This is a genomic window from Epibacterium sp. MM17-32, assembly GCF_022348205.1.
In the GTDB taxonomy this organism is placed as follows: domain Bacteria; phylum Pseudomonadota; class Alphaproteobacteria; order Rhodobacterales; family Rhodobacteraceae; genus Epibacterium.
In genome coordinates, this window is record NZ_JAKRFC010000003.1 from 265,220 (window position 1) to 288,179 (window position 22,960).

Genomic DNA, 22,960 nt, shown 5'->3' on the forward strand with positions numbered 1-22,960 from the left:
CTGTGGCACCCTCGTTGGTTGCACTCAGCTTGCCGCGCTTCGCCCGCGCTTTCCAGCCTGACGCCGGGGCACCGGATCACGGCTGGCCCCTTGCCCGGCCGCGTCCGCCCGGCTAGGTCTTGACGCATGACAGACAGCCGCCAAACCCCGCTCGCCCAGTCCCTGCCCGCTTCGGTCCCTTTTGTGGGGCCCGAAACCCATGAACGCCAGCGCGGCGCGCCCTTTGTGGCGCGGCTCGGCGCCAATGAGAATCTCTTTGGCCCCTCGCCCAAGGCCGTCGCTGCCATGCAGGCCTCGGCGGCAGAGATCTGGAAATACGGCGACGCCGAGAGCTATGAGCTGCGTCAGGCGCTTTCTGATCTGCACGGCGTTGCCCCTGATCACATCATGGTTGGTGAGGGGATCGACGGGCTTCTGGGCAATCTGGTGCGGCTTTATGTGGGCGCTGGGGATGCGGTGGTGACCTCGCTTGGGGCCTATCCCACGTTCAACTACCATGTGGCAGGGTTTGGCGGCGTGCTGCACACCGTCCCCTACAAGGACGACCACGAGGACATCGCCGCATTGATGGCCAAGGCCCATGAGGTCAACGCCAAGATCGTCTACCTCGCCAACCCCGACAACCCGATGGGCAGCTGGCATCGCGGCGCGGATATCGTCGCCGCTTTGGATGATCTGCCCGAGGGCAGCCTCTTGCTGCTGGATGAGGCCTACGTGGAATGCGCCCCCGCAGGCCCCGCCGCACCGGTGGATGTGACCGACCCGCGCGTGATCCGCATGCGCACCCTCTCAAAGGCCTATGGCATGGCAGGCGCGCGCGTCGGCTATGCAATGGGCGCGGTTGAGGTGATTTCCGCCTTTCACAAGGTGCGCAATCATTTTGGCATGAACCGTTGTGCCCAGATTGGCGCCACCGAGGCAATCAAGGATCAGGACTGGCTGGCCCATGTGCAGGCAGAGATTGCCACCGCCCGTGATGAGATTTCCCGCATTGCGCGCGACAATGACCTGACGCCGCTGCCCTCTGCCACCAATTTCGTCGCGATCGACTGTGGCCACGACGGAGATTTTGCCAAGGCGGTCTTGGAGGCGCTGGTGGCGCGCGACATCTTTGTGCGCATGCCCTTTGCAGCACCGCAAAACCGCTGCATCCGCGTCAGCTGCGGCCCCGAGGCCGAGCGCGCCGCCTTTGCCGCGGCGCTGCCTCTCGCGCTGGAAGAGGCGCGCGGCAAACGCGGCTGACCCAGCGGCGCGGTCGCGCATAGCGCAAGCGAACCGGTAAAACCTCCCGTCGGTGCGGGCGCTTTACCCGGGGTTTACCCCTTTAGGGCTAGGCTGCTCGGACAGTGCCTGCCTGGAGGGGTAATCATGAAACACCAAGATATGCACCATGACAGCACGGATCTTCTGTCCACCACGCTCAGTTTTCTGGCCGTGAACCTGCTGTGGATCTTCATTGCGCTCTGGCTTCTTTATGGAATGGTGCCGGTGCTGTTGCTGGCGGTTGCGATGAACCACATGATCAACCGGCTTGAGGTGCGCATGATCCGTGCCGAGCAACGCGCCGACACCCGAGGCACGCATTCCCTCAACCGGCGCATCTGACCCCGCGAGAGGCGGACCTAAGCGGCCCGCCCCGCCATGTGATCTCAGCCTGCCTGTGATCCGGCGAGCACCTGAGCCGCCGCCTCCAGCGCGCCAGAGCCATGCGGGATATCCAGCGCACTCAGACCCGTTTCGATGCCGCCCAACAGCCCCATAATCATATGGCCGTTGACGTGCCCCATATGGCCGAGACGGAAAAACCCGTGCCACTCCGCGCTATCGGGCGGCGCCATCCCAAGCCCGATGCCCAGCGTCAGGCCAAGGTTCTCCTCCAGCCACATCCGCAGATCCGTGGCCCGTGGTGAGGGCAGCCTGAGCGCCGTCACCGCATGGGAGCGCAGCGCAGGATCTGCCACATTCATCGCCAGCGCGCCGCCTTCGCTCCAGCGGTCGCAGGCCGCCCAGATCGCCCGCGCCAAGGTCTCATGACGATCCCAGATCTGCTCGATCCCCTCTGCGTGGATCAAATCCAATGCCGCGCGCAGACCATATAGATGATGCGTCGGCGCGGTGCCGCCAAAGAACTGATAGAAATATTCCGGGTTGGCGCGCGGCGACCAATCCCAGTAGCGGCTGACCCGAGGCAGACGCGCGCGGGCCTCTGCGGCCTTGTCGTTAAAGAACACAAACGACATCCCCGCAGGCACCATCAGCCCCTTCTGGCTGCCGGTGACCATCACATCAACGCCCCAGGCGTCCATCTCGAACCGGTCGCACCCGAGTGAGGCAATGCAATCGGCCATCAACAACGCCGGGTGGTTCGCCGCGTCCAGCGCCCCGCGCAAGCCCTTGATATCATTTCGGATCGACGTGGAGGTATCGGTATGAACACCCAGCACCGCCTTGATCTCATGCGCCGTATCTGCGGCCAGCCGCTCCGCCACGCGCGCCAGATCAAAGGCGGCCTGCATGCCGAAATCCATCACCTCGATCTGCAAGCCAATCGCTTCGGCCATCTCGCTCCAGCCATAGGCAAACCGCCCGGAGGCCGGCACCAGAACCTTGTCGCCCTCCTGCAAGGTGTTTGACAGCGCCGCCTCCCACGCGCCGTGGCCGTTGGCGATATAGATCGCCACATGATGCTCGGTGCGGACCACTTTGCGCAGATCGGGGGGCAGCGTGTCGGTCATCTCGACCAATTCACCGGCGTAGATATTGGGAGAGGCGCGATGCATCGCCTGCAACACCTGGTCCGGCATCACCGAAGGCCCCGGGATCGCCAGATAGGACCGACCGGAGGAGAGTTTCACAGAATCGCGCATATTCAAATGTCCTGCTGGGGGCTGGTACGGACCTGTACTGAAGCCAGGCCGTGCCGCTTTATTGCAAACTGGCCGCAGCCTAGCGCGGCTTTCTGCGAGGTCAATCGCGGTCTTGCCACTGCGATGCCCCGTACCGGCAGGTGGCTTGCACCCTGATCCTGAGCTGCTTAAATGGCGGGGCTTGTCGCAAAATTTGCGATCAGTCCAAAACCAGAGGCAGGTGGCGACAGCACCTGGCACATCGGGCATATCGAGCAGGGAAACGTCTGGAATGAGCACTCAATACATGTCCTCGCGCGAATTGCTGCGTTGGCTCTGGCGCGGATACCTGCGCCACCACGTTGGCCTGCTTGCCATTGCCGTGTTCTTCATGCTGCTCGAAGGGGCCTCTGTCGGGGGGCTCAGCTACATGATGCAGCCGATGTTCGACCTGGTCTTTGTGGATGGCAGCGAGAATGCCCTTGTCTGGGTCAGTATCGCCTTTTTCTGCATCTTTCTGCTGCGCGGGTTCAGCTCGGTGACGCAGAAGGTGATCCTCGCGACGATTAACCAGCGGTCCGAGGCGCATATGCGCACCGATATGCTGGACCGGCTGATCCATCAGGACGCCAGTTTCCACCAGAACCACCCGCCCGGTTTTCTGATCCAACGGGTGCAATCAGATGTGGCGGCGATCAACCAGGTCTGGCAGGCGATCATCACCGGGTCGGGGCGTGACGTGGCCCAGTTGATTGCCGTACTGGGGGTTGCCATCAGCGTCGATTGGCGCTGGACGCTGATCATGCTGATCGGCGTGCCGCTGCTGGTGCTGCCGCTGTCGATCGTGCAGCGCTACGTGCGCAAAAAAGCCAGCATGGCCCGTGACCTTGGCGCGGTGCAGGCCACCCGTCTTGACGAGGTGTTCCACGGCATCGTCCCGATCAAGCTGAACCGGCTGGAAGACTATCAAAGCGGCCGCTACCGCACCGCGACCGCCGCCTTTGTCCGCGCTCAGATCAAAGCCGCGCTCGGCGCGTCCTCCACCACCGGCATGGTTGATATGATGGCCGGGCTTGGGGTGATGTGTGTGATCCTGTTTGGCGGGCGCGAGATCATTGATGGCGACAAGACCGTCGGCGAGTTCATGAGCTTTTTCACTGCCATTGGCCTCGCCTTTGACCCGATGCGCCGCCTCGCCGCCATTATGGGCATCTGGCAGGGGGCCGCCGCCGCGATGGAGCGCATCAAAGAGCTGATGGATGCCCCGATCACGCTGGTGTCGCCGGAAGAGCCCAAACCTGCGCCCAAGGGCCTGCCTGAAATTCGCCTCGACAATGTGAACCTCTATTATGGCGAGGCGCATATCCTGCGCGATCTGTCACTGGTAGCCGAGGCCGGCAAGACCACCGCATTGGTGGGCGCATCGGGGGCGGGGAAATCCACGATTTTCAACATCCTGACACGTCTGGTTGATCCGCAGGATGGCTCTGTCACGCTTGACGGAACCGAGGTGCGCGATCTCGATCTTGGCGATCTGCGGGATCTGTTCTCCGTGGTGACGCAGGATGCGCTGCTGTTTGATGAAACGCTCAAGGAAAACATCCTGCTGGGGCGCACCGACGTCAGTGACGAACGCCTCTCAGAGGTGCTGGACGCCGCCCATGTTTCGGATTTCCTGCACAAACTGCCGGATGGGCTGGAAACCCGGGTCGGACCGCGTGGTTCTGCGCTGTCGGGCGGGCAGCGCCAACGTGTGGTGATTGCACGCGCATTGCTGCGCGACACACCGCTGCTGCTCTTGGATGAGGCGACATCGGCGCTCGATGCCCAGTCCGAGAAAGTGGTGCAAAAGGCGCTGGAGAAGCTCTCTGGCGGGCGCACCACGATCGTGATCGCACACCGACTTTCGACCATTCGCTCGGCCGACAAGATCGTGGTGATGGAACGCGGCCGCGTCATGGACGAGGGCCGACACGAGGATCTGCTCGCACGGGGCGGCATCTATGCCGATCTCTATCGCCTGCAATTCCAGGACGGTAAAACGGTGATCGATACCGATGGGGTCACCGCACAGCTGTCCCGCAACGCCAATCGCAACGAGGGAGAGCGTGCAGGCCTGCTGCGCCGATTTGCCCGTCGTCTGTTCGGCTGACCCACGGCGAGCCAGACCCGCTTGAACTCCGGCGCGTTCGGGGTCACATCTTTTGCAGACCGCGCAAACAGCCCAATGGGAGACGTACATGGCCGACCGCCGCATCTTTCGCCTGCATGGACCGGACACGCACAGCTTCTTGCAAGGATTGGTCACCAGTGACGTTGACCGCCTCTCCGAAGGGCTGGTTTATACGGCGATCCTGACCCCCCAGGGCAAATACCTCGCGGATTTCTTTCTCGTCCCCGAAGGCGAGGCGGTGCTGCTGGATGTGGCCGATGATCTGGCAGATGATCTTCTGAAGCGGCTCAAGATGTACAAGCTGCGCGCCAATGTCACCATAGACGAGACCGAGCTGAAGGTGCAGCGCGGCACTGGGGAGGCCCCCGAAGGCGCCCTGACGGACCCGCGCCACCCGGCCCTCGGCTGGCGTCTTTATGGCGATGCCACGGGCGATGACGGCAGCGACTGGGATGCAATCCGGGTGGCGCATGTGATCCCTGAAACCGGCATTGAACTGACGCCCGACAGCTATATCCTTGAAGTGGGCTTTGAACGCCTCAACGGCGTTGATTTCCGCAAGGGATGCTATGTCGGCCAGGAGGTCACCGCCCGTATGAAACACAAGACCGAGCTGCGCAAAGGTCTGGCACAGGTTGAGATCGACGGCGTAGTTCCGGTGGGCGCGCAGATCACCGCAGCGGGCAAACCGGTGGGTCAGGTCCTGACCCAATCCGGCGGCAAGGCGATTGCCTATCTGCGCTTTGATCGTGCCAAGGGCGCGCTGGAGGCCGAGGGCACTGTGCTGCGCTGGCCGGAGGCCCCCGCAGACTGAGGCAATTGTTTACCCCTTGGCCGTTACCCTTGCGCGCACTGGCTGTCGACGCGCAAGACTGGCGCGCGTTCAGACCCGCGAATAGGTTCGCGCACCGGGCCAGGAACAGGGCCGGGCAGACAACATGGGACATGGGATGACACGCCGCGCTGGCAGGATGTGAAAAACGCGCTGCTGTGGATGCAAGCGGCCTCTCATTTGGAGCTGCGCGCCTTGGACGCCTGTCGCGCCAGCACCCAGACCGATGTGGCCTCGATGACCGGGGTCACCGCCGCCTGTGGCAAGATGATGGACCGCTGCGGCCATTCCATGGAGATCCCGCGCTGATCCAGATCCGGGGGCGCTCCCGCCCGTCTCGGGCGCATTGAAATGCCCCCTCCCCCGTTGGGCCCGGCGCCGCTGCGCGGCGCGGACCTGCCCCTCAGTGCGCAGAAAAAAGCCCCGGCCCCGCAGGATGCAGGACCGAGGCTTTGCAATAGAACTCCGCGCGGTTCAGGCGCGTTCGGAATATTCCATGGTCTCGGTGTTGACGACGATCATCTCGTCCTGGCCCACAAAGGGCGGCACCATGACCTTGACGCCGTTATCAAGGATTGCCGGCTTGAAGGAGTTCGCAGCCGTCTGGCCTTTGACCACTGGCTCGGTCTCGACAATCTTGCAGGTCACTTTCTGCGGCACGGTCGCGTTCAGCGCCTCGGAGTCGTAGAACTCCACCACGATGGTCATACCGTCCTGCAGGAACGGGCGGCGATCGCCCAACAGCTCTGCCGGCAGTTCGATCTGCTCGTAGGTTTCGGTGTCCATGAACACCAGCATCCCGTCTGTCTCATAGAGGAACTGCTGGTCCTTTTGCTCCAGACGCACACGCTCGACCTTGTCGGCAGACCGGAACCGCTCGTTCAGTTTGGAGCCGTTGCGCAGGTTGCGCAGCTCGACCTGAGCAAACGCGCCGCCCTTGCCCGGTTTCACGTGATCGACTTTGACCGCAGCCCAGAGGCCGCCGTTATGCTCCAGAACGTTGCCGGGGCGGATTTCATTGCCGTTGATCTTGGGCATGGAAAACTCTTTCAGGTGGTTGATGACAGCTTGGACACCCCTATATCCGGCAGGTGGAAGGCTGACAAGATGACGATATGTCGTGTTTCAGGGCAGGCGTGACCGCGAAATAGGCATGCACATGATGCATAAAAGATATGCATCTTTGGGGTACCCGAATCGTCACAATTCCGCCATAAGGAGCGTCACGCCGAAAATGCAATAGCAAGAACAACAAAGGAAACGAGATGCGAGATTTCGTTGACGGCACCGCATACAATAACGAACAGGGCAACCGGGCACGCAAACTGTTTGCGGCGGTTGTGCTGGCTGCGCTGGATGATGCCATTGCCGACGACAAGAAATACGGCAACGGTCCCGAGCAGATCGCCCGCTGGGCACGATCGCGCGATGGGCGCGAAGTATTGACCTGCGCAGGTATCGACCCCAACGAACGTGTGGTCGAAGGCCTGATGGAATTCGTTGGTCGCGGTGTACGGACCTCTGTCGCGCTGTCGCGCGAAGAGAGTGAACGTCGAAACGCAGCGCAGGCCGAAGCGGCCTGAACGCTGGAATAAGCTGCCATGCTTGAACGAAAAGCGCGTCCCTGGGGGGCGCGTTTTTCTTTTTGGGGATTTGCTTTTGCAGACGCCCTGCGCCAACAGCACTGACAGAACTCCCCGTGCCAACCTGCGCGATTGACCTTTGGCCTCTGGCATTGCAACCCTCGCCACAGATGGACAGCAAAAAGACACCCAAATGACCACCAAGGCCCTCATGATCCAAGGCACCGGCAGCAATGTCGGGAAATCCATGCTGGTGGCGGGGTTGGCGCGCGCCTTGCGCCTGCGCGGGCTCTCAGTTGCGCCGTTCAAGCCGCAGAATATGTCCAACAACGCCGCCGTGACCGCTGACGGGGGTGAGATTGGCCGGGCGCAGGCACTACAGGCCCGCGCGGCGGGACTCGCGCCACATACAGATATGAACCCGGTGCTCTTGAAGCCTGAAACCGACACGGGCGCACAGGTGATCGTGCAAGGCAAACGGCGCGGCACCCGCGCGGCGGGGTCGTTTATGCGCGACAAGGCGGGCCTGCTGGAGGCCGCACTGGAGAGCTTTCACCGCCTCGCCGCCCAGCATGACATTATCCTCATTGAGGGCGCAGGCTCCCCAGCAGAAACCAATCTGCGCCAGGGGGACATCGCCAATATGGGCTTTGCCGAGGCCGCAGGCGTGCCGGTGGTGTTGGTGGGTGATATTCACCGTGGCGGCGTGATCGCGCAGATCGTCGGCACCCATACGGTGCTGGAGCCAAACGACCGCGCCCGTATCAAAGCCTTCGCGGTCAATCGCTTTCGCGGCGACCTCAGCCTCTTTGATGGCGGGCGCGATGACATTGCGCGCTGGACCGGCTGGCCCTCGGTGGGCGTGGTGCCGTGGTTTTGGGATGCGTGGAAACTGCCGGCCGAGGATATGATGGACATCACCTCACACGCGGGCGGAGCCTGCAAAGTGGTGGTGCCGCAACTGGAGCGGATGGCGAATTTCGACGACCTCGACCCGCTCGCCGCTGAGCCCTCCGTCACCGTTGAGATCATCCCCCCCGGCCGCGCCCTGCCCGGCGATGCGGATCTGGTGCTGATCCCTGGCTCCAAATCCACCATCGGTGATCTGGCGTACCTGCGCGCACAGGGCTGGGACATCGACATCCTCGCCCATCACCGGCGCGGCGGCCATGTGCTGGGGCTGTGCGGCGGCTACCAGATGCTCGGCCAGACCATCGACGACCCCGACGGCGTCGATGGGCAGCCGGGCAAGGTCGCGGGGCTGGGCCTCTTGGATGTGCATACGGTGATGGCGGGCGACAAACGCGTCACCCTGAGCGACGCGCGCACGCTTGCGGGCGATCTGCCCGTGTCTGGCTATGAAATCCACATGGGCCGCACCACCGGTCCAGATTGCGCCCGCGCCTGGCTGACGCTGGAGGGGCGCGCGGAGGGTGCAACCTCCGCAGATGGCCGCGTGCGCGGCTCCTACCTGCACGGGCTGTTCACCTCGGATGCGTTTCGCGCCCGCTTCTTGGCTGACCTAGGCCACCAGTCCGACATTGGCTATGACGCAGGTGTGGAAGCCACACTGGATGCGCTGGCCGCCCATCTGGAGCGCTACATGGATATCGACCACCTGCTGGACCTCGCGGAACCGATCCCCGCCCGCGCGCTCTAAGCACCCTGCCTGCGTTTACCACTGCGTCTGCACCAAGGCGCGCCCGCAGCGGGCGCCAGCCCGCTGCCCGGCCCAACCAGACGGCGGGTTTTCGCAGAAAACATGATGGATGGGCGGGAGCGCCCCCGGCCCCGCACTCCGTCAGCGTCCTGATGCCCGGCGACAAGCAGCCAGGCAAGGTGCCTCAGAGCAACTCTTGTGACGCCAGGGCGCGCTGGATCTCGCGGCGCACCAGTTTGCGCACGTTGCGGGTGATCCGCTCCCCCAACGCTCCCTGCAGCTCTTCGCGCACGATATCGGACACAAGCTCACGCAGGCTTTCCTCGTCGAGAAACTCTTCGCTTGCCGACACCGCCGCCATTGCGGTTTCCTCGGCGGCATCCTGCGTCAGCCTGCGCGCGGTATCTTCGGTGGCCTCGCGGCTGGAAGAGAACGACGGGCGCGCAGGGGCTGCGTCCAGGTGATCTTCCCACTGAATGGTTTCCACCGACGGGCCGCTTGCGGGCACGGCCTCAATCTCATCCTCGTTCAGGTCCGGCACAGGCACGCCGTTGCGGCTGGCGGGCGCCTCTCCGGCGCCCTGCCCCGCGGTTTCGAGTTCGGCAATCCGGCGGACCACTGCGGCCACCCGGGCGCTCTGCTCGCGCGGCGGCTGGGAGGTGACGCTGTCCAGTGCCGGGGCGCTGGTTTCGCTGCGCAACGCCTGCTCGCTCACCACGTCAAACAACTTGGCGTTCGGGTCGCGCCACGGTGCCTGCTCCGGTTCGGATTCAGCGTCCGGTTCCGGAGCGATCTCCTCTGCCGACGGATCTGTCACCGCATCGATCGCGCCACCGGCGTCACGCGCTTCCGCAGGCGCGGCCTGCGTCTCGCGCAGCTCCGCGTGATGGGTCATGTGCAACGAAGCTGTTGTGCCGTTCGGAGTGCCGAGATCCGCCGCCTCATCGTCCTCCACGGCCACAAAAGGCGCTTCTTCGGCGTATTCCGCAGCCTCTGCGCCGCTCTCCTCCGCCTGACGATCCGAGGCCCCATCCGCATTCGGTCCGGCCGACAGCTGATCGGCCAGCACCCGGGACACATTGCCAGGCGCTTCATGCGCCTTTGCCCCGTCGGGCGTGCGCTCGGCCTCGGGCGCGGCATGGGTCTCGGGCGCGGCATGTTTGGGTTCGGGATCGGGAGAAACAGTGTCGGCGCGGCTGATTTCATCGTCCGGCACCCGCAGGGCGGGTGTCAGAACCAGACGTGTTGCAGGCCGGCTTGCAGGCTCCGCCGGCCCGGTTGCAACTGCCGCAGCGGCGGACTCACCGCCGGAACCGCCCTCGTTCCGCCCGGTTTCGCGAACCAGACGGCGGATGGAGGACAGGACATCTTCGATTTCAGCGTGCGTAACGGGTTCAGACATTTTTGTTGGCCAAGCTCACCTCTTGAGACAAGTCTAGCCAGCTTGCCCGCATCACACAACAGCAACCTCGGATTCTCAGTTCTTTCTCAGAGCCTTGAGCACGCGATCCAGATCCTGCCCCCGCTTGGTCACAAAGGCCGGCGCAGATCGCACCTGATTGTGATAGATCTCGGGATCATAGCGCTCCACCGCGAGGTTGAGGTTCTCCGCCGTCAGCAACCCCTGGGCCTGAAGGAGGTCATATGCGGCCAGAGCCTGGGTGGCCCGGGCTTGCAGACGTGCGGTCTGCGCATCCAGAAGCTCCTGCTCGGCCTGCAAGACATCCAGCGTTGTCCGCGACCCCAGTGTTGCCTCCTCGCGAATCCCGTCAAAGGCGACCTGCGCCGCCCGCACCCGCTCGGTCGAGGACACCAGGCTGGCCGCTGCGGTCTCAAACGAGGTATAGGCGCTGGCGGCGTTCGACGTGATGCTGCGCTGCGTCGACAACAGCGCGCCGCGCTCCGCATCCAGCCGCGCCAGATCCGCCCGACGGGCCGATGCCAGCGCGCCGCCGGCATAGATGGTCTGCGACAACGACAGCCCCAAGTCAAAATTGTCAGAGCTGTTGTCGGTGCTGTGCAACTCGCCATGCGAGGCGGTGGCGCTGAAGTTGAGGCTCGGCCCCATGTCGCGCAGAGAGCTGTCCGCCGTCAGCTGAGCCGCCTTCACCGCGTGCTGCTGCGACCGCAGGCTGGGGTGATTGCGCAGCGCCAGCGCTTGGGCCGCGTCCAGGCTGTTCGCCCGACGCGGCAGCGGTGGGTAGGTGGAGACGGTGCCCGGGGCACGTCCCACGACCTCCTCGTATGTGGCTCGCGCGGTCAGCAAAGCGCCCCGGGCGTCGGTCAGATTGGCGCGCGCCTCGGCGACCTGGCTTTCCGCCAGTGCCACATCCGTGCGGGTCACCTCGCCGACCTCGAACCGATCATTGGCGGCGCGCAATTCTTCCTGCAACAGGCGCAGGTTGTTGCGGCGCAGCGCGACGATATCCTGTTGCGTCAACACGTTGACATAGGCCTGCACCGCCGCGAACAGCACCTGCTGCTCCACATCCACCAGGGTCTGGCGCGTGGCCAGAACCGTTTCCTGTGCGGCGGCGGTGTCCAGACGGGTTGCGCCATTGTCAAACAACAGCCAGTTGAGGCTGACACTGACGGACGCGCCGGTGCTGTGGCTCGACCGCGCGCCCGCGGCGCCAAGCCCGGTGCGGTTGTAATCCCGTGCGATGTTCAGAGCGGTGGAAATCACCGGACGCAAGCCCGATACCGATGCGGCAACGCCTTCGTCCGCAACGCGCAGCAATGCACGGTTCTGTTCCAGCAAGCCGCTGCTGGTATAGGCGCCGATCATTGCATCGGTGAGATTGTCCGCACGCGCCTGCGGCACCAAGGCCGCAGCCGTTGCAACGGCGCTGACAGAGACCAGAGCCCTGACCCGCCGTATGTTGAAAAATCCTCGCATCCTGTCGCCTCGATCCGCTTGTTGGGGGCTACCCCGTTACACTCGATTTGCGCCCGACTTACGCAGGCGTCAGTTTACCAGAAACATAGGCGAGGCTCACCACAAGTTGAAGAGGCGCAACATGAATTTCCGGCGATCGTGTCAAGATCGAGACAGACGGCGGAGGATCAGAGCGCGAACTCCGGCGCCTTGGCAAAGCCGGGCAGTACCGGCGCGCCAGCGTTGAATTCGAACCGCCAGGAGACGCGATCATCGCTTTTGTAGCCGATTTTGACCTCGCCCAGGGCCCCATCCATGAACAGGGCCGCAATACGCCCGCCATCCTTGAGCTGCGCCAGGATCTCCGCGGGCAGCACCTCGATACCGCCCTGGATCAGGATCACATCGTAGGGGCCATGCTCTGCGGCACCTGCGGCAAGCGTGCCCTCATGCACGATGGCATTGTCGGCATTGCTCTCGCTCAACAGGTCCTGCGCCTCGGATGCCAGCTGCTCGTCTTCTTCGACGCCGATCACCATCTGCGCCAGACGGGCCACAACCGCGGTCGAGTATCCCAATCCACAGCCGACATCGAGCACCAGTTCATCCTCGCACACATCCAGCGCGTCCAGCATCTTGGCCAGGGTGCGCGGCTCCGGCACCACGCGCTGCGCGCCCAGCGGCACGTTCTGATCCGCATAGGCGACCTCGGTCTGGGCGTCCGGCACGAAGGTCTCGCGCGGGACAGCCAGCATGGCTTCGATGATCGGGTATTTGGTCACGTCCGACGGGCGGATCTGCGTGTCCACCATCATGCGGCGGAGTGCGGAGAAATCTGTCATCTGCAAAACTCATGTGGTCAGCCGGTTGCTGGTCTTCTGCCACATTGCCGGCGTCGCGGCAACGGTCCCTTTTTCCGCATCGCAAGGATCGCCCCCTGCCCGGCCCTCGCCATTCCCTATCTGGACGCAGTCCGCAACGGCACCGGCATGGCGCGACCGCTCCCGGACACCATCCCGGTCATTTGACGCGACGCCGCCCCAACAGATGTCGGCGCCCTCTCTCCGTCCGGCCAGACGTGCGTCCCGGCCTGGCCCCGCGTCTGGGAGAGTTCACGCAGAGCATGACTCGCAAAAGGGGGTCTCAGGATTCTGGCGCAATTGATCGTGGGTCAGATCAGCGCCGCAAATCCTGCAATAGCCATATTCGCCGGCCTTCAACCGATCCAGCGCCGTCAGGATCTCGGTGATCTGGGTGGTCTTGCCCGCGCGACTGTGCGCGGCCCGGGCTGTATTGGCGTTCCGTGTCAGCGCCGACAACCCCTGCCCGGCCAGCATCCCTGCCGACAACGCGCTAAGCCGGGTTTCAAGACGCTCTTTCTGAGCCGAAAAATCCATGATGTAACCTCCCGAAACAGGTATGATCCGATCTGTGTCACACGCGGTGACCTTCAAGTCTCTGCCTGGCTGCTGCCTTGCCCCGGGCGAATTTGCGCCCGTATTGCACATCTTCAGGTGGGTGCTCGCTGGGATCAGCCTAGGCCAAGAATACAACCTTTGCGCGATAAAGCACCGCCAAATCGTTTCTGCATCTGCAAAAGAGCCTCGGCGCACGCCCCCAATCGCACTCTTGCCATTTGCGCGGGGATCGGGGAATTTTCCCTATGCTGAACAGGTTCCGAATTTGAACCAAACTCATGAGAAAGACACGCCGCCATGATCCGCCCGCTGCTTTTTGGCCTCCTGATCCTCAGCCTCGCCGCCTGCGAAACCACCAAAGGTGCCGGGCGCGACCTGCAGAAGGCCGGACAGGCCATCTCGAACACCGCACGAAACGTGCAGGACGCGCTCTGAGTCGCGCGCCAGATCGCCCGCGGTATCGCCCGCCCCTCAGCGCCCGCTCTCGGGCCCGTCATCCGACATAGAGCTTGCGGGCGACCCAGGCGCTGACCGGGATCGCGACCACAAAACCCACCAGCGCTGCAATCAGGATCCCCCACAGCGAGGACTGCCCCAGCACCAGCGCTGCGATGACCGCGCTGCCCGCAAGGGTGGAGCCGATGAAGATGTGCAAGATCAACGCTAGGCGAAACATGTTTACCCTCCTGGTCACAAGTCGACGTTTGCGCGAAATATAACAGAAGGTTTCGGCCCGTGAATTGACATGGATCATCTATACGAAAGTATAGGTTTTGCTGTTTCCAGAAATCGAAAATTCCCAATATTTTATATTGCGTATATCTCTGCCTAAAGGAACTCCCGCACAGGCTGTCGCCAGCGTATCGCAGGGAAAAGATCACTGGGCGGCGTTTCGACGCGGGGGATCTGACCCGGATTTCGCCGCCCCCGCCTCTTGGTATGGCCTCTAAAAGGGGCCACTGCGTTCAAACGCGGCGCAGCGAACAGCAAAAAACCCGGCTTGCACCGGGTTTCCTATTTCGCATTTTCTCAGGTCACGGGATCAATCGTCCATCTTGAGGGCCGAGATAAAGGCCTCCTGCGGTATTTCCACGCGGCCAAATTGACGCATCTTTTTCTTACCCGCCTTCTGCTTTTCCAGCAGCTTGCGTTTCCGGGTCGCGTCGCCGCCGTAGCATTTTGCGGTCACGTCCTTGCGCAGCGCCGACAGCGTTTCACGCGCGATCACCTTACCGCCGATGGCCGCCTGAATCGGGATCTTGAACATGTGACGCGGGATCAGATCCTTGAGCTTTTCGCACATGGCGCGCCCCCGCATTTCGGCACGATCCCGATGCACCATGGTCGACAGCGCGTCGACGGGCTCATCGTTCACCAGAATCGCCATCTTCACCAAGGTGTCTTCGCGGTAGCCGGTCATGTGATAGTCGAAGGAGGCATAGCCCTTGGTCACCGACTTCAACCGGTCGTAGAAGTCAAACACCACCTCGTTCAGCGGCAGGTCATACACAACCATGGCGCGAGACCCCGCGTAAGAGAGGTCCTCCTGAATACCACGGCGGTCCTGGCAGAGCTTCAGCACATCGCCGAGGAATTCATCCGGCACCAGAATGGTCGCCTTGATGCGCGGCTCTTCGATGTGATCGACATGGGTCAGATCGGGCATGTCGGCGGGGTTGTGCAGCTCGCGCATCTCCCCGTCCTTCATGAACACGTGATAGACCACCGACGGCGCGGTGGTAATCAGTTCGATATTATATTCGCGCTCGATCCGGTCCCGGATCACCTCAAGGTGCAGCAGGCCCAGGAACCCGCAGCGGAAGCCGAAGCCAAGCGCGGCGGAGGTTTCCATCTCATACGAGAAGGATGCATCGTTCAGCGCCAGCTTTTCGATCGCGTTGCGCAGATCCTCGAACTCGGAACTGTCCACGGGGAACAGACCGCAGAAGACCACCGGCACGGACGGCTTAAAGCCCGGCAAAGGTGTTTCTGCGCCTTTCTTGTCGTGGGTGATGGTGTCGCCCACCTTGGTATCGCGCACCTGTTTGATCGAGGCGGTGATAAAGCCGATCTCGCCGGGGCCCAGTTCATCCACCACTTGCATGGCAGGACGGAAAACACCAATCCGGTCAACGCCATAGCGCGCGCCGGTCTGCATCATCTTGATCTGGTCGCTTTTCTTCAGGACCCCGTCCATGATCCGCACCAGCACGATGACGCCGAGATAGGCATCATACCAGCTGTCCACCAGCATCGCCTTCAGCGGTGCATCCCTATCCCCGGTGGGCGCAGGCAGCCGCTGCACAATGGCCTCAAGCGTTTCCTTGATGCCGATGCCGGTCTTTGCGGAGACATGGATCGCATCGGTGGCGTCGATCCCGATCACATCCTCGATCTGCTCTGCCACCCGATCACAATCGGAGGCGGGCAGGTCGATCTTGTTGAGCACCGGGACAATCTCGTGATCCGCGTCGATCGCCTGGTAGACATTGGCCAGCGTCTGCGCCTCGACCCCCTGGGTCGAGTCGACCACCAGCAGAGAGCCTTCGACCGCGCGCATGGAGCGGGAGACCTCATAGGCAAAATCGACGTGTCCGGGGGTGTCGATCAGGTTCAGCACATAGCGTTCGCCATCGTCGGCCTCATAGTCGATACGGACGGTGTTGGCCTTGATGGTGATGCCACGTTCACGCTCGATGTCCATGGCGTCGAGCAGCTGCTCTTTCATGTCACGATCCTGCACCGTCCCCGTCGATTGGATGAGGCGGTCAGCAAGCGTGGACTTGCCGTGGTCGATATGAGCGACAATGGAGAAGTTGCGGATTTTCGAGAGCTCTGTCATGACAAGCGCATATGATTGGGATTTCGCCTTTGGTCAAGGTGGATCATGCGTCCGAGCCGCACCATCTGCAGGCGCCGGACCGCTTTCACCGCAACAGCGCCGCGTCTGGTCCCGATCCGGCGCATCCGCCATTGAAAACCGGCCGCGAGCTATGGAATATGCGCGGCGACATCGGTCAGCGTCCTTTCGCACAAACAGGAGATTGATACACGTGTTCCGACTTCTATCCGTCACCGCGCTCTGCGCGACCACGCTGAGTTTTGTGCCCGTCGCGCCACAGGCCACCGCCGGCACCATCGAACGCGCCTGCCGCAGCTCCGACCGCGGCGCGGCACAGGCGTCGCTGTGCCATTGCATCCAGCAGGTTGCCGAACGCCGATTGACCCGATCCGAACAGCGCACGGTTTCAAAATGGTTCTCGGATCCGCATCGCGCACAAGAAGTGCGCCAATCCGCAAAGAGCAGCGACTCCCGGTTGTGGAAGAAATACCAGCTGTTCGGAACCGACGCCGAACGAATCTGCGGCTGAAATGGTGGCGGCAGGCACCATTCAAAATGGTTAATTCCGCCAGCCGCCGCGCCAATTACATTTGAGATTCCACTAAAACCGCCATAAATTACCCGAAAGGATAATTTTACTCTTCCCAAACTATTCAAATGAAAATAAAAACGGCATATATTTTTGTGTGTATGCAGGAAAAGCCTGCACTGTGCAGTGGTCAGACGCTCCCCCGGCAGAAGCATCGCGTGACGGAGTTATCAGAGTTTGGATTTTTTGGAGCGAATATATGCTGATGAAAGGCGTCACACTTCGGGGGTTGGAAGTTTTTGAAGCATTGGCAAAGTCCGGATCGGTCGCGCAGGCCGCCGATATTACCGGATTGAGCCAACCGGCCGTGAGCCAACAACTTCGCAATCTTGAAAAAGCGCTTGGATCGGATCTTGTCGATCACGGTCGCCGCCCCATGGTTCTGACACCCGCCGGGCGCAGCTTCCTTTCCCGCACCCAGGCTGTCCTGAGCGAATTGCGGCTGGCCCAGAGCGAGCTGACGGTGATGGACCTGTCGCACCTGCCGGCGCTATCGCTCGGGTTGATCGACGATTTCGACAACGACCTCACGCCGCGGCTTGCCACCATTCTTGCCGACAGCCTGACCCAGTGCCGGTTCAAGATGGTGACCGCATCCAGCCATGACATCATCCGCGCCATGGACGCAAAGGAACTGCACATCGGCATCGCCGCCTCCACCGGCGAGCTGCGCCCGGGCGTGACCGAATATCCGCTGGTCGAGGAACCCTTCATCCTGGTGGCCCCCCGTGGCGCGGTCACCGACCCCGATGACGTCGGCAACCAGCTCAACCACCTGCCCTTGCTGCGCTACGCCCGCGACCAGCTGATCTCGCAACAGATCGAGTCGCACCTCAGCCGCAGCAAGCTGGAATTCGAGGACCGGTTTGAAATCGGATCTCATCTGGCGCTGATGGCCATGGTGGCGCGCCGCATCGGCTGGGCGATCACCACCCCGCTGGGCTATATGCGGGCCGCGCGTTTCCATGACGAGATCGACGCCTTTGCCCTGCCCCTAACCGAATTCACCCGGCGCATTTCGCTGTTTTCACAGTCCGACTGGCCTGACACCGTGCCGCTCGAAGTGGCCGGAACCATGCGTCGCCTCGTACAAAGCCAGATGATTGCCCCGGCCGTGAACCGGCTGCCCTGGCTCGCTGGGCAATTGCGGGTGCTGGAGGCCTAGGTCCGCCTGTCTGACACGCGCCCCACGCACCCCTTCGGCGAACCGGGGGCGCGCGTCAGTCCGACAGCGCCACATGACGCTGCAATCCCGCCGCCGCGGCCTCAAGCAGATCCAGACAGCCGTCAAAATCCCGCGTGTAGTACGGATCGGGGACCTCCTGCACCGCGGCCGCCCCGGCCATGGGCGCAAACAGCATCACCGGTGTAGTGGAACCCGACGGGCGCAGGGCTTCGACCTCATGCCGGTTTGCATGATCCATCACGACAATCAGGTCGAAGGCTGCAAAATCCCCAGCCGAGAACTGCCGCGCCCTCAGATCGGACATATCAACGCCCCGTGCCAGCGCCGCCGCCTGCATCGGCCCATAGGGCGGATCACCGATATGATAGTCCGAGGTGCCGGCACTGTCGGTGGCAATCTGCGGGCAGCGGGCGCGAAACAGCGCCTCCGCCGCCGGAGAGCGACAGATATTGCCAAGGCAGACAAACAGGATTTTACGCATCGCTACTCTCTCAGGTCAGAAGAAACGGGGACGGTGGTCCGTGTTTACCCGCCCCGCTCTCTATGTCAGGTTTTGCACTGACGGGCCAAGCCCCCGATAGCAGATGCCCGGACAGGAGATCCCGCCATGACCAAAATTGTGATCCTGACCGGCGCGGGTATTTCCGCCGAAAGCGGGCTTGGCACCTTTCGCGACGCAAAAGGCCTGTGGTCGCAACACCGGATCGAAGATGTCGCAACCCCCGAGGGCTTTGCCCGGGATCCGGCGCGCGTGCATCGGTTCTACAGCGCGCGTCGCCAGCAAGCCGCCCGCGCGACGCCAAACGCCGCCCATCGCGCTCTGGCGGAGCTGGAACAGCGGTGGCCCGGCGAGGTGGTCATTGTCACCCAGAACGTCGATCCGCTGCATGAGGCGGCCGGATCGCGCAACGTGCTGCACATGCATGGCACGCTTGCCGGTGCCCTCTGCGCCGCTTGCGATCATCGCTGGCCCGCACCGCAGGAGATGACCACCGACACCACCTGCCCCGCCTGCCATGCGCCCCGCAGCCGCCCTGACGTGGTCTGGTTCGGCGAGGTGCCCTATCACCTGGACGAGATCGGCGACCACCTGGCGGAGGCCAGCCTGTTTGCGGCGATCGGGACTTCCGGTCAGGTGCAGCCGGCTGCCTCCTTTGTGCAGGAGGCGGCCTCTGGCGGGGCACAGACGGTCGAGCTCAATCTTGCCCCCTCGGGCATCAGCGACGCCTTTGACGAACGTCGTTTTGGCCCGGCCACCGAGGTGGTGCCCGATTGGGTCCGGGCGCTGCTGCATCACGGCCCTGAATGACGAAGCCCCGGCGTCAACCGGGGCTTGTCAGATCTGTCGCGGGGAAAGGTGTTAGTGGGAGTGGTCGCCGTGATCATCGCCGTGACCCGAATGATCGCCGTGGCCGCCATGTCCGCCCTCGGGCATGCGCGCCATGTCGACGGGGACCTCGATCGCCACTTCACCGGCCTTTTCAAAGTCGAGGATGACGTCGATGGTGTCGCCGTCCGCCAGCTCCCGGTTCAGCCCCATGAACATCACATGGTCACCGCCGCGCTGGAGCAGATGGGTCGCGCCGGCCGGGATGGCAAAGCCGTCTTCGACATGGGTCATCTTCATCACGCCATTGGCGTCTTCGGTGTGGGTGTGGAGCTGCACCCGCTTGGCCACATCGGAGCGCGCAGCGATCAGGCGGTCATCTGCGTCGCCTTCGTTGATGATCTCCATAAAGGCGGCGCCGGCCATCTTGTTGGAAGCACGGGCATAGGCGTCATGCACAACCATCTGCGCCGAGGCGGAGGTGGCGACGGCAGCGGCAGCAAGCGCGGAGAAAACGGCGGAAAGGCCGAGGGATTTCAGGGTCATGATTGGTCTCCTTGAGACGGGAACAGGGGGTATCCGGGCGCAGGCGCTGCGACCGGTCTGACTTCGCACGTGTGGGTGTGTCAGACCAGCGGTGGCGCGCGCGCTCGGGCCGTGCGTTCAGGTGCAACGTCGCGTTGCGCGCGCGACGGCAGCCGGGGCGCCTGTCGCGCCGTTGTGATCGGTGCCCGCAGCGCCGGAGCGCCCTGAACCAGATCAAGGAGATGGGTAATGCAATCCGGGCAGATATGCGGCGCGCCCGTTGGTTCGCCGTTTTCATCGACATAGACGGTGACCGGACCGGAGCCGGTACACAGGATCACCTGCCCCGTGGCATCACGGTCAAAGCGGCTGGCGGCGGCACTATGGCCGGTCAGCAGCAGGGCCGCAGTCAGCAGCAGGGTGATATACCGTCCGAACACTGTCATTGGCGTCGTCATATCTCAGGAAGAGGCCCCCGCCTCAAGCCCCTTGCGCAAGACGCGGGCAAAGAGTCGCGCCCCCCCTCCACGCAAATGCAAAAAGACCGCTGGCGCCGGGCCAACGGTCTTTCAGATAAATCCGGGCAGGATCACAAGAGAGGCGGGCCGATCAGGCCTGCGCAGCTTGTGCCTTCGCGATCTCTTTCTTCACCTTCAGAGCGGCATCGGACAGCTCTTCGTCCTTGGCTTTGGCCAGGAAGGCGTCCAGACCACCGCGGTGGTCAACGGAACGCAGGGCGGCTGCGGAGATGCGCAGCTTCACACCGCGGCCGAGGGTCTCGGACTGCAGGGTGACGTCGTTCAGGTTCGGCAGAAACCGGCGACGGGTTTTGTTGTTGGCGTGGCTGACATTGTTGCCAGTCATCGGGCCTTTTCCGGTCAGTTCGCAACGGCGCGACATGGTGTTATCCTTCGTATCTGCGGCGTCCCGACCCGTGTGCGGCCTGCCCGGCCTTTGGGAATCAGTCGCCAAATTACAAGGGCGCTGCCATTGGCTGCGCCCGAAAACTGGTTGGATGCGTTTAGGAGGAATCGCAAAGATGGTCAAGCCATATGCAACGCTTTTATGGCACTCCAGCCGACATTCCCGCGCCATCCCCTCCAGCGCTGGCGGGCTTTTACAATTTCAGGGCTAAGATGCAAGCCTATGCACGCCATATTAGGCCGCGAACACCCCAATCGCCGCACCTGAGTCGCAGGTCTTAGCCCACGCGCGACGGATCAAGGTCCGCGACACCCAACCCCGTCAGCAGATCGCGCGCAGCCTCTTGTGGGGTTTGCGCCCCCTCGGCCACCTTTTTCGACAATTCCGTCATGCGCGACTTGGCCCAAGAGGTCTGAAGCCGCGCCAGAAGCGCCTGTCGCACCTCCTCGGAAAACCAGTACTGCGCCTGCTGCGCCCGGTTCTGATCCCAAAACCCGTTGTCGCGCCGCCACCCGGCCAGCGCCTGCACCTCTGCCCACGCCTTGTCCAGCCCCGCGGCCTCGATCGCCGAGACGGTCAACGCCTTGGGAAAGCCATCGGGATCTTGCGGACGTTTGCGCAACAGCCGCAGCGCCCCGGCATAATCGGCGCAGGTGCGAGTCGCCGTCGCCTTCAGATCGCCATCGGCCTTGTTGATCAGAATCATGTCGGCGATCTCCATGATGCCGCGCTTCACGCCCTGAAGCTCATCGCCACCCGCCGGAGCCAACAGCAACAGGAACAAATCGGACAGTTCCGCCACAACGGTTTCCGACTGCCCGACCCCCACGGTTTCGATCAGCACCACGTCAAAGCCTGCCGCCTCGCACAGCGCCACCGCATCGCGAGTGCGGCGGGCAACACCACCAAGGTGGCTCTGGCTGGGACTGGGGCGAATAAAGGCCGCGCGTTCACGACTGAGCCGCTCCATCCGGGTTTTGTCCCCCAGAATTGATCCACCAGACCGCGCCGAGCTGGGATCAACCGCCAGCACCGCAACCCGCAGCCCCTGCCCGATGAGCATCATGCCAAAGGCCTCGATAAAGGTGGATTTTCCCACCCCGGGCGTGCCCGACAATCCGATCCTGAGTGCCTGACGGTCGCTTTTGGCCAGACGCGATAGCAACTCATCCGCCCGCGCGCGGTGATCCGGACGGGCGCTTTCCACCAATGTGATGGCGCGGGCGAGCGCCCGACGGTCCGCGTTCAAGATCCTGTCACTCAGCTGTGCGATGTCCATGGCGCGCCTCTCGTCCTTGCCGCGCATTGATGGCGCAGCCGGGGCGCGCTTGTCCAGTGGCGCGGCTGCAAAACCCCGATGCCGCTGTGAAACACGGGCTTGAGATCGGAAAGGAATTGCCTTGATGCGTCGTTACCTTGTCCTCGGAGGGGTGATCCTGCTCACAGCCTTCACAGCGCCCGTGGCCCTGCGTGCGCATGAACCAGCCGCAAGCGATCAGCAGCACTATGTCGTGCGGGGTCTGGGCGTCAAACTTGGCACCTTCACCCTTGCCAGCCAGCGCAGCGGTGGCACCTATGGCGTGCGCAGCCGCTTTACCTCGACCGGTGCGGTGGCACTGCTCGCGCGGGTTCACTTTGAGATGCAGGCCACGGGGCGCTGGACCTCCGCAGGCCCTCAGCCCGCGTGGTTCCTGGAAAACGTCAATACCGGGCAGCGGCAATCGACGGCTCAACTCGATTATGCGAATGGCGTGCCCCGGGTCACCGGCGGGCGTCTTGGCTCTGACACCCCGCCTCTTCGCCCAAACCACCAGCGCGACACGGTTGATCCGGCAACTGCCATTTTCCGCGCAGTGGCACCGCAGGCCGCAGATGATCTCTGCTCTTTCGATCAGCCGATCTTTGATGGGGCACGACGCACGCGGCTGGTTCTTGGCCCGCCACGTCCAAAGGGAGCGGGGTTTGTCTGCCGGGGCACATTGCACCGCGAAGACGGCTACAGCGCGCAAGAACTGGCGCGGGCAAAGTCCTTTGACCTCGAACTCAGCTACGAGGCCGGGCCGGAGGGGCGTTTCCACATGTCCACCGCCAAAGTCGCCACGGTTTTTGGCACTGTCACGCTGCAAGGTGGGCTTACGCAGGCTGGACGTTAAGCCCGCGATTGGCGATAAGCGCCG

At 63.0% G+C, this 22,960-nt stretch carries 26 protein-coding genes; 13 read left to right on the forward strand and 13 right to left on the reverse strand.

Annotated elements, in window-relative coordinates; genetic code table 11:
* Positions 1–126: 126 nt before the first annotated feature.
* Both MHM88_RS07030 and MHM88_RS07035 read left to right on the forward strand, forming a co-directional pair.
* Entirely contained in the window at positions 127–1,242 is a 1,116-nt protein-coding gene (locus tag MHM88_RS07030; protein WP_239361731.1) for a pyridoxal phosphate-dependent aminotransferase, read from the forward strand.
* 126 nt (positions 1,243–1,368) lie between these two features.
* The gene (locus MHM88_RS07035; protein WP_239361733.1) at positions 1,369–1,605 is read left to right on the forward strand and encodes a hypothetical protein; all 237 of its coding nucleotides are present in this window, start codon (positions 1,369–1,371) and stop codon (positions 1,603–1,605) included.
* Positions 1,606–1,649: 44 nt separating this feature from the next.
* On the opposite strand, the gene MHM88_RS07040 is transcribed toward MHM88_RS07035, so the two are convergent.
* Entirely contained in the window at positions 1,650–2,867 is a 1,218-nt protein-coding gene (locus MHM88_RS07040) for an alanine--glyoxylate aminotransferase family protein (protein ID WP_239361735.1), read from the reverse strand.
* Between the two features lie 271 nt (positions 2,868–3,138).
* On the opposite strand from MHM88_RS07040, the gene MHM88_RS07045 reads away from it, so the two are divergent.
* The 3 genes from MHM88_RS07045 to MHM88_RS07055 all read left to right on the forward strand — a co-directional run bounded on the left by MHM88_RS07045 (position 3,139) and on the right by MHM88_RS07055 (position 6,160).
* Positions 3,139–4,998, forward strand: a complete 1,860-nt coding sequence (locus tag MHM88_RS07045; RefSeq protein ID WP_239361737.1) for an ABC transporter ATP-binding protein — start codon at positions 3,139–3,141, stop codon at positions 4,996–4,998.
* Positions 4,999–5,086: 88 nt separating this feature from the next.
* Positions 5,087–5,833 carry a folate-binding protein YgfZ gene (locus MHM88_RS07050; RefSeq protein ID WP_239361739.1) on the forward strand — a complete coding sequence of 249 codons (747 nt, stop codon included), beginning with the start codon at positions 5,087–5,089 and terminating at the stop codon, positions 5,831–5,833.
* Positions 5,834–5,992: 159 nt separating this feature from the next.
* Positions 5,993–6,160, forward strand: a complete 168-nt coding sequence (locus MHM88_RS07055; protein ID WP_239361741.1) for a hypothetical protein — start codon at positions 5,993–5,995, stop codon at positions 6,158–6,160.
* A gap of 165 nt (positions 6,161–6,325) precedes the next feature.
* On the opposite strand, the gene efp is transcribed toward MHM88_RS07055, so the two are convergent.
* A complete protein-coding gene (gene efp, locus MHM88_RS07060) occupies positions 6,326–6,889 on the reverse strand; it encodes an elongation factor P (RefSeq protein WP_239320765.1) in 564 nt (187 codons plus the stop codon).
* A 227-nt stretch (positions 6,890–7,116) separates the two neighbouring features.
* Here efp and MHM88_RS07065 point away from each other — a divergent pair, with 227 nt between their 5' ends.
* Positions 7,117–7,434, forward strand: coding sequence for a DUF6280 family protein (locus MHM88_RS07065; protein ID WP_011539313.1), 318 nt, complete (start codon positions 7,117–7,119; stop codon positions 7,432–7,434).
* Positions 7,435–7,627: 193 nt separating this feature from the next.
* Positions 7,628–9,094, forward strand: coding sequence for a cobyric acid synthase (locus MHM88_RS07070; protein ID WP_239361743.1), 1,467 nt, complete (start codon positions 7,628–7,630; stop codon positions 9,092–9,094).
* Positions 9,095–9,278: 184 nt separating this feature from the next.
* Here the strand turns inward: MHM88_RS07070 and MHM88_RS07075 are convergent, their stop codons facing one another.
* From MHM88_RS07075 to MHM88_RS07090, 4 genes are all read right to left on the reverse strand, one after another.
* Positions 9,279–10,496 carry a hypothetical protein gene (locus tag MHM88_RS07075; protein WP_239361745.1) on the reverse strand — a complete coding sequence of 406 codons (1,218 nt, stop codon included), beginning with the start codon at positions 10,494–10,496 and terminating at the stop codon, positions 9,279–9,281.
* Between the two features lie 75 nt (positions 10,497–10,571).
* Positions 10,572–11,993, reverse strand: coding sequence for a TolC family outer membrane protein (locus MHM88_RS07080; protein WP_239320756.1), 1,422 nt, complete (start codon positions 11,991–11,993; stop codon positions 10,572–10,574).
* A gap of 167 nt (positions 11,994–12,160) precedes the next feature.
* Positions 12,161–12,814: a protein-L-isoaspartate O-methyltransferase gene (locus MHM88_RS07085; protein ID WP_239361747.1), complete on the reverse strand. Its 654-nt coding sequence runs from the start codon at positions 12,812–12,814 to the stop codon at positions 12,161–12,163.
* 270 nt (positions 12,815–13,084) lie between these two features.
* Positions 13,085–13,369, reverse strand: a complete 285-nt coding sequence (locus MHM88_RS07090) for a conjugal transfer protein TraR (RefSeq protein WP_239361749.1) — start codon at positions 13,367–13,369, stop codon at positions 13,085–13,087.
* A gap of 318 nt (positions 13,370–13,687) precedes the next feature.
* Here MHM88_RS07090 and MHM88_RS07095 point away from each other — a divergent pair, with 318 nt between their 5' ends.
* Complete coding sequence (locus MHM88_RS07095; RefSeq protein WP_239320748.1) at positions 13,688–13,825, forward strand: entericidin A/B family lipoprotein; 138 nt, start codon at positions 13,688–13,690, stop codon at positions 13,823–13,825.
* A 58-nt stretch (positions 13,826–13,883) separates the two neighbouring features.
* Here MHM88_RS07095 and MHM88_RS07100 read toward each other — a convergent pair whose 3' ends face one another.
* Positions 13,884–14,066: a CTP synthetase gene (locus tag MHM88_RS07100; RefSeq protein ID WP_239361751.1), complete on the reverse strand. Its 183-nt coding sequence runs from the start codon at positions 14,064–14,066 to the stop codon at positions 13,884–13,886.
* 366 nt (positions 14,067–14,432) lie between these two features.
* Positions 14,433–16,232 carry a translation elongation factor 4 gene (gene lepA / locus MHM88_RS07105; protein WP_239361770.1) on the reverse strand — a complete coding sequence of 600 codons (1,800 nt, stop codon included), beginning with the start codon at positions 16,230–16,232 and terminating at the stop codon, positions 14,433–14,435.
* Between the two features lie 11 nt (positions 16,233–16,243).
* Between lepA and MHM88_RS07110 the strand changes: the two genes are divergently transcribed.
* From MHM88_RS07110 to MHM88_RS07120, 3 genes are all read left to right on the forward strand, one after another.
* The gene (locus tag MHM88_RS07110) at positions 16,244–16,438 is read left to right on the forward strand and encodes a hypothetical protein (protein ID WP_239361795.1); all 195 of its coding nucleotides are present in this window, start codon (positions 16,244–16,246) and stop codon (positions 16,436–16,438) included.
* A 5-nt stretch (positions 16,439–16,443) separates the two neighbouring features.
* The gene (locus MHM88_RS07115; RefSeq protein WP_370645679.1) at positions 16,444–16,761 is read left to right on the forward strand and encodes a hypothetical protein; all 318 of its coding nucleotides are present in this window, start codon (positions 16,444–16,446) and stop codon (positions 16,759–16,761) included.
* A 259-nt stretch (positions 16,762–17,020) separates the two neighbouring features.
* Complete coding sequence (locus tag MHM88_RS07120; RefSeq protein ID WP_239320735.1) at positions 17,021–17,986, forward strand: LysR family transcriptional regulator; 966 nt, start codon at positions 17,021–17,023, stop codon at positions 17,984–17,986.
* Positions 17,987–18,041: 55 nt separating this feature from the next.
* On the opposite strand, the gene MHM88_RS07125 is transcribed toward MHM88_RS07120, so the two are convergent.
* A complete protein-coding gene (locus MHM88_RS07125) occupies positions 18,042–18,488 on the reverse strand; it encodes a low molecular weight protein-tyrosine-phosphatase (RefSeq protein WP_239361797.1) in 447 nt (148 codons plus the stop codon).
* A 126-nt stretch (positions 18,489–18,614) separates the two neighbouring features.
* Here MHM88_RS07125 and MHM88_RS07130 point away from each other — a divergent pair, with 126 nt between their 5' ends.
* Positions 18,615–19,316, forward strand: a complete 702-nt coding sequence (locus MHM88_RS07130; RefSeq protein ID WP_239361799.1) for an NAD-dependent deacylase — start codon at positions 18,615–18,617, stop codon at positions 19,314–19,316.
* A 51-nt stretch (positions 19,317–19,367) separates the two neighbouring features.
* Here the strand turns inward: MHM88_RS07130 and MHM88_RS07135 are convergent, their stop codons facing one another.
* The 4 genes from MHM88_RS07135 to meaB all read right to left on the reverse strand — a co-directional run bounded on the left by MHM88_RS07135 (position 19,368) and on the right by meaB (position 22,062).
* Positions 19,368–19,880: a copper chaperone PCu(A)C gene (locus MHM88_RS07135; RefSeq protein ID WP_239361801.1), complete on the reverse strand. Its 513-nt coding sequence runs from the start codon at positions 19,878–19,880 to the stop codon at positions 19,368–19,370.
* An 80-nt stretch (positions 19,881–19,960) separates the two neighbouring features.
* Positions 19,961–20,305 (reverse strand): hypothetical protein, encoded by a 345-nt coding sequence (locus tag MHM88_RS07140; protein ID WP_239361803.1) that lies wholly within the window; start codon positions 20,303–20,305, stop codon positions 19,961–19,963.
* Positions 20,306–20,468: 163 nt separating this feature from the next.
* Positions 20,469–20,759, reverse strand: a complete 291-nt coding sequence (gene rpmB, locus MHM88_RS07145; protein ID WP_239320722.1) for a 50S ribosomal protein L28 — start codon at positions 20,757–20,759, stop codon at positions 20,469–20,471.
* A 301-nt stretch (positions 20,760–21,060) separates the two neighbouring features.
* A complete protein-coding gene (gene meaB / locus MHM88_RS07150) occupies positions 21,061–22,062 on the reverse strand; it encodes a methylmalonyl Co-A mutase-associated GTPase MeaB (protein ID WP_239361805.1) in 1,002 nt (333 codons plus the stop codon).
* 124 nt (positions 22,063–22,186) lie between these two features.
* Here meaB and MHM88_RS07155 point away from each other — a divergent pair, with 124 nt between their 5' ends.
* Entirely contained in the window at positions 22,187–22,936 is a 750-nt protein-coding gene (locus MHM88_RS07155) for a DUF3108 domain-containing protein (protein WP_239361815.1), read from the forward strand.
* Positions 22,937–22,960: the final 24 nt, after the last annotated feature.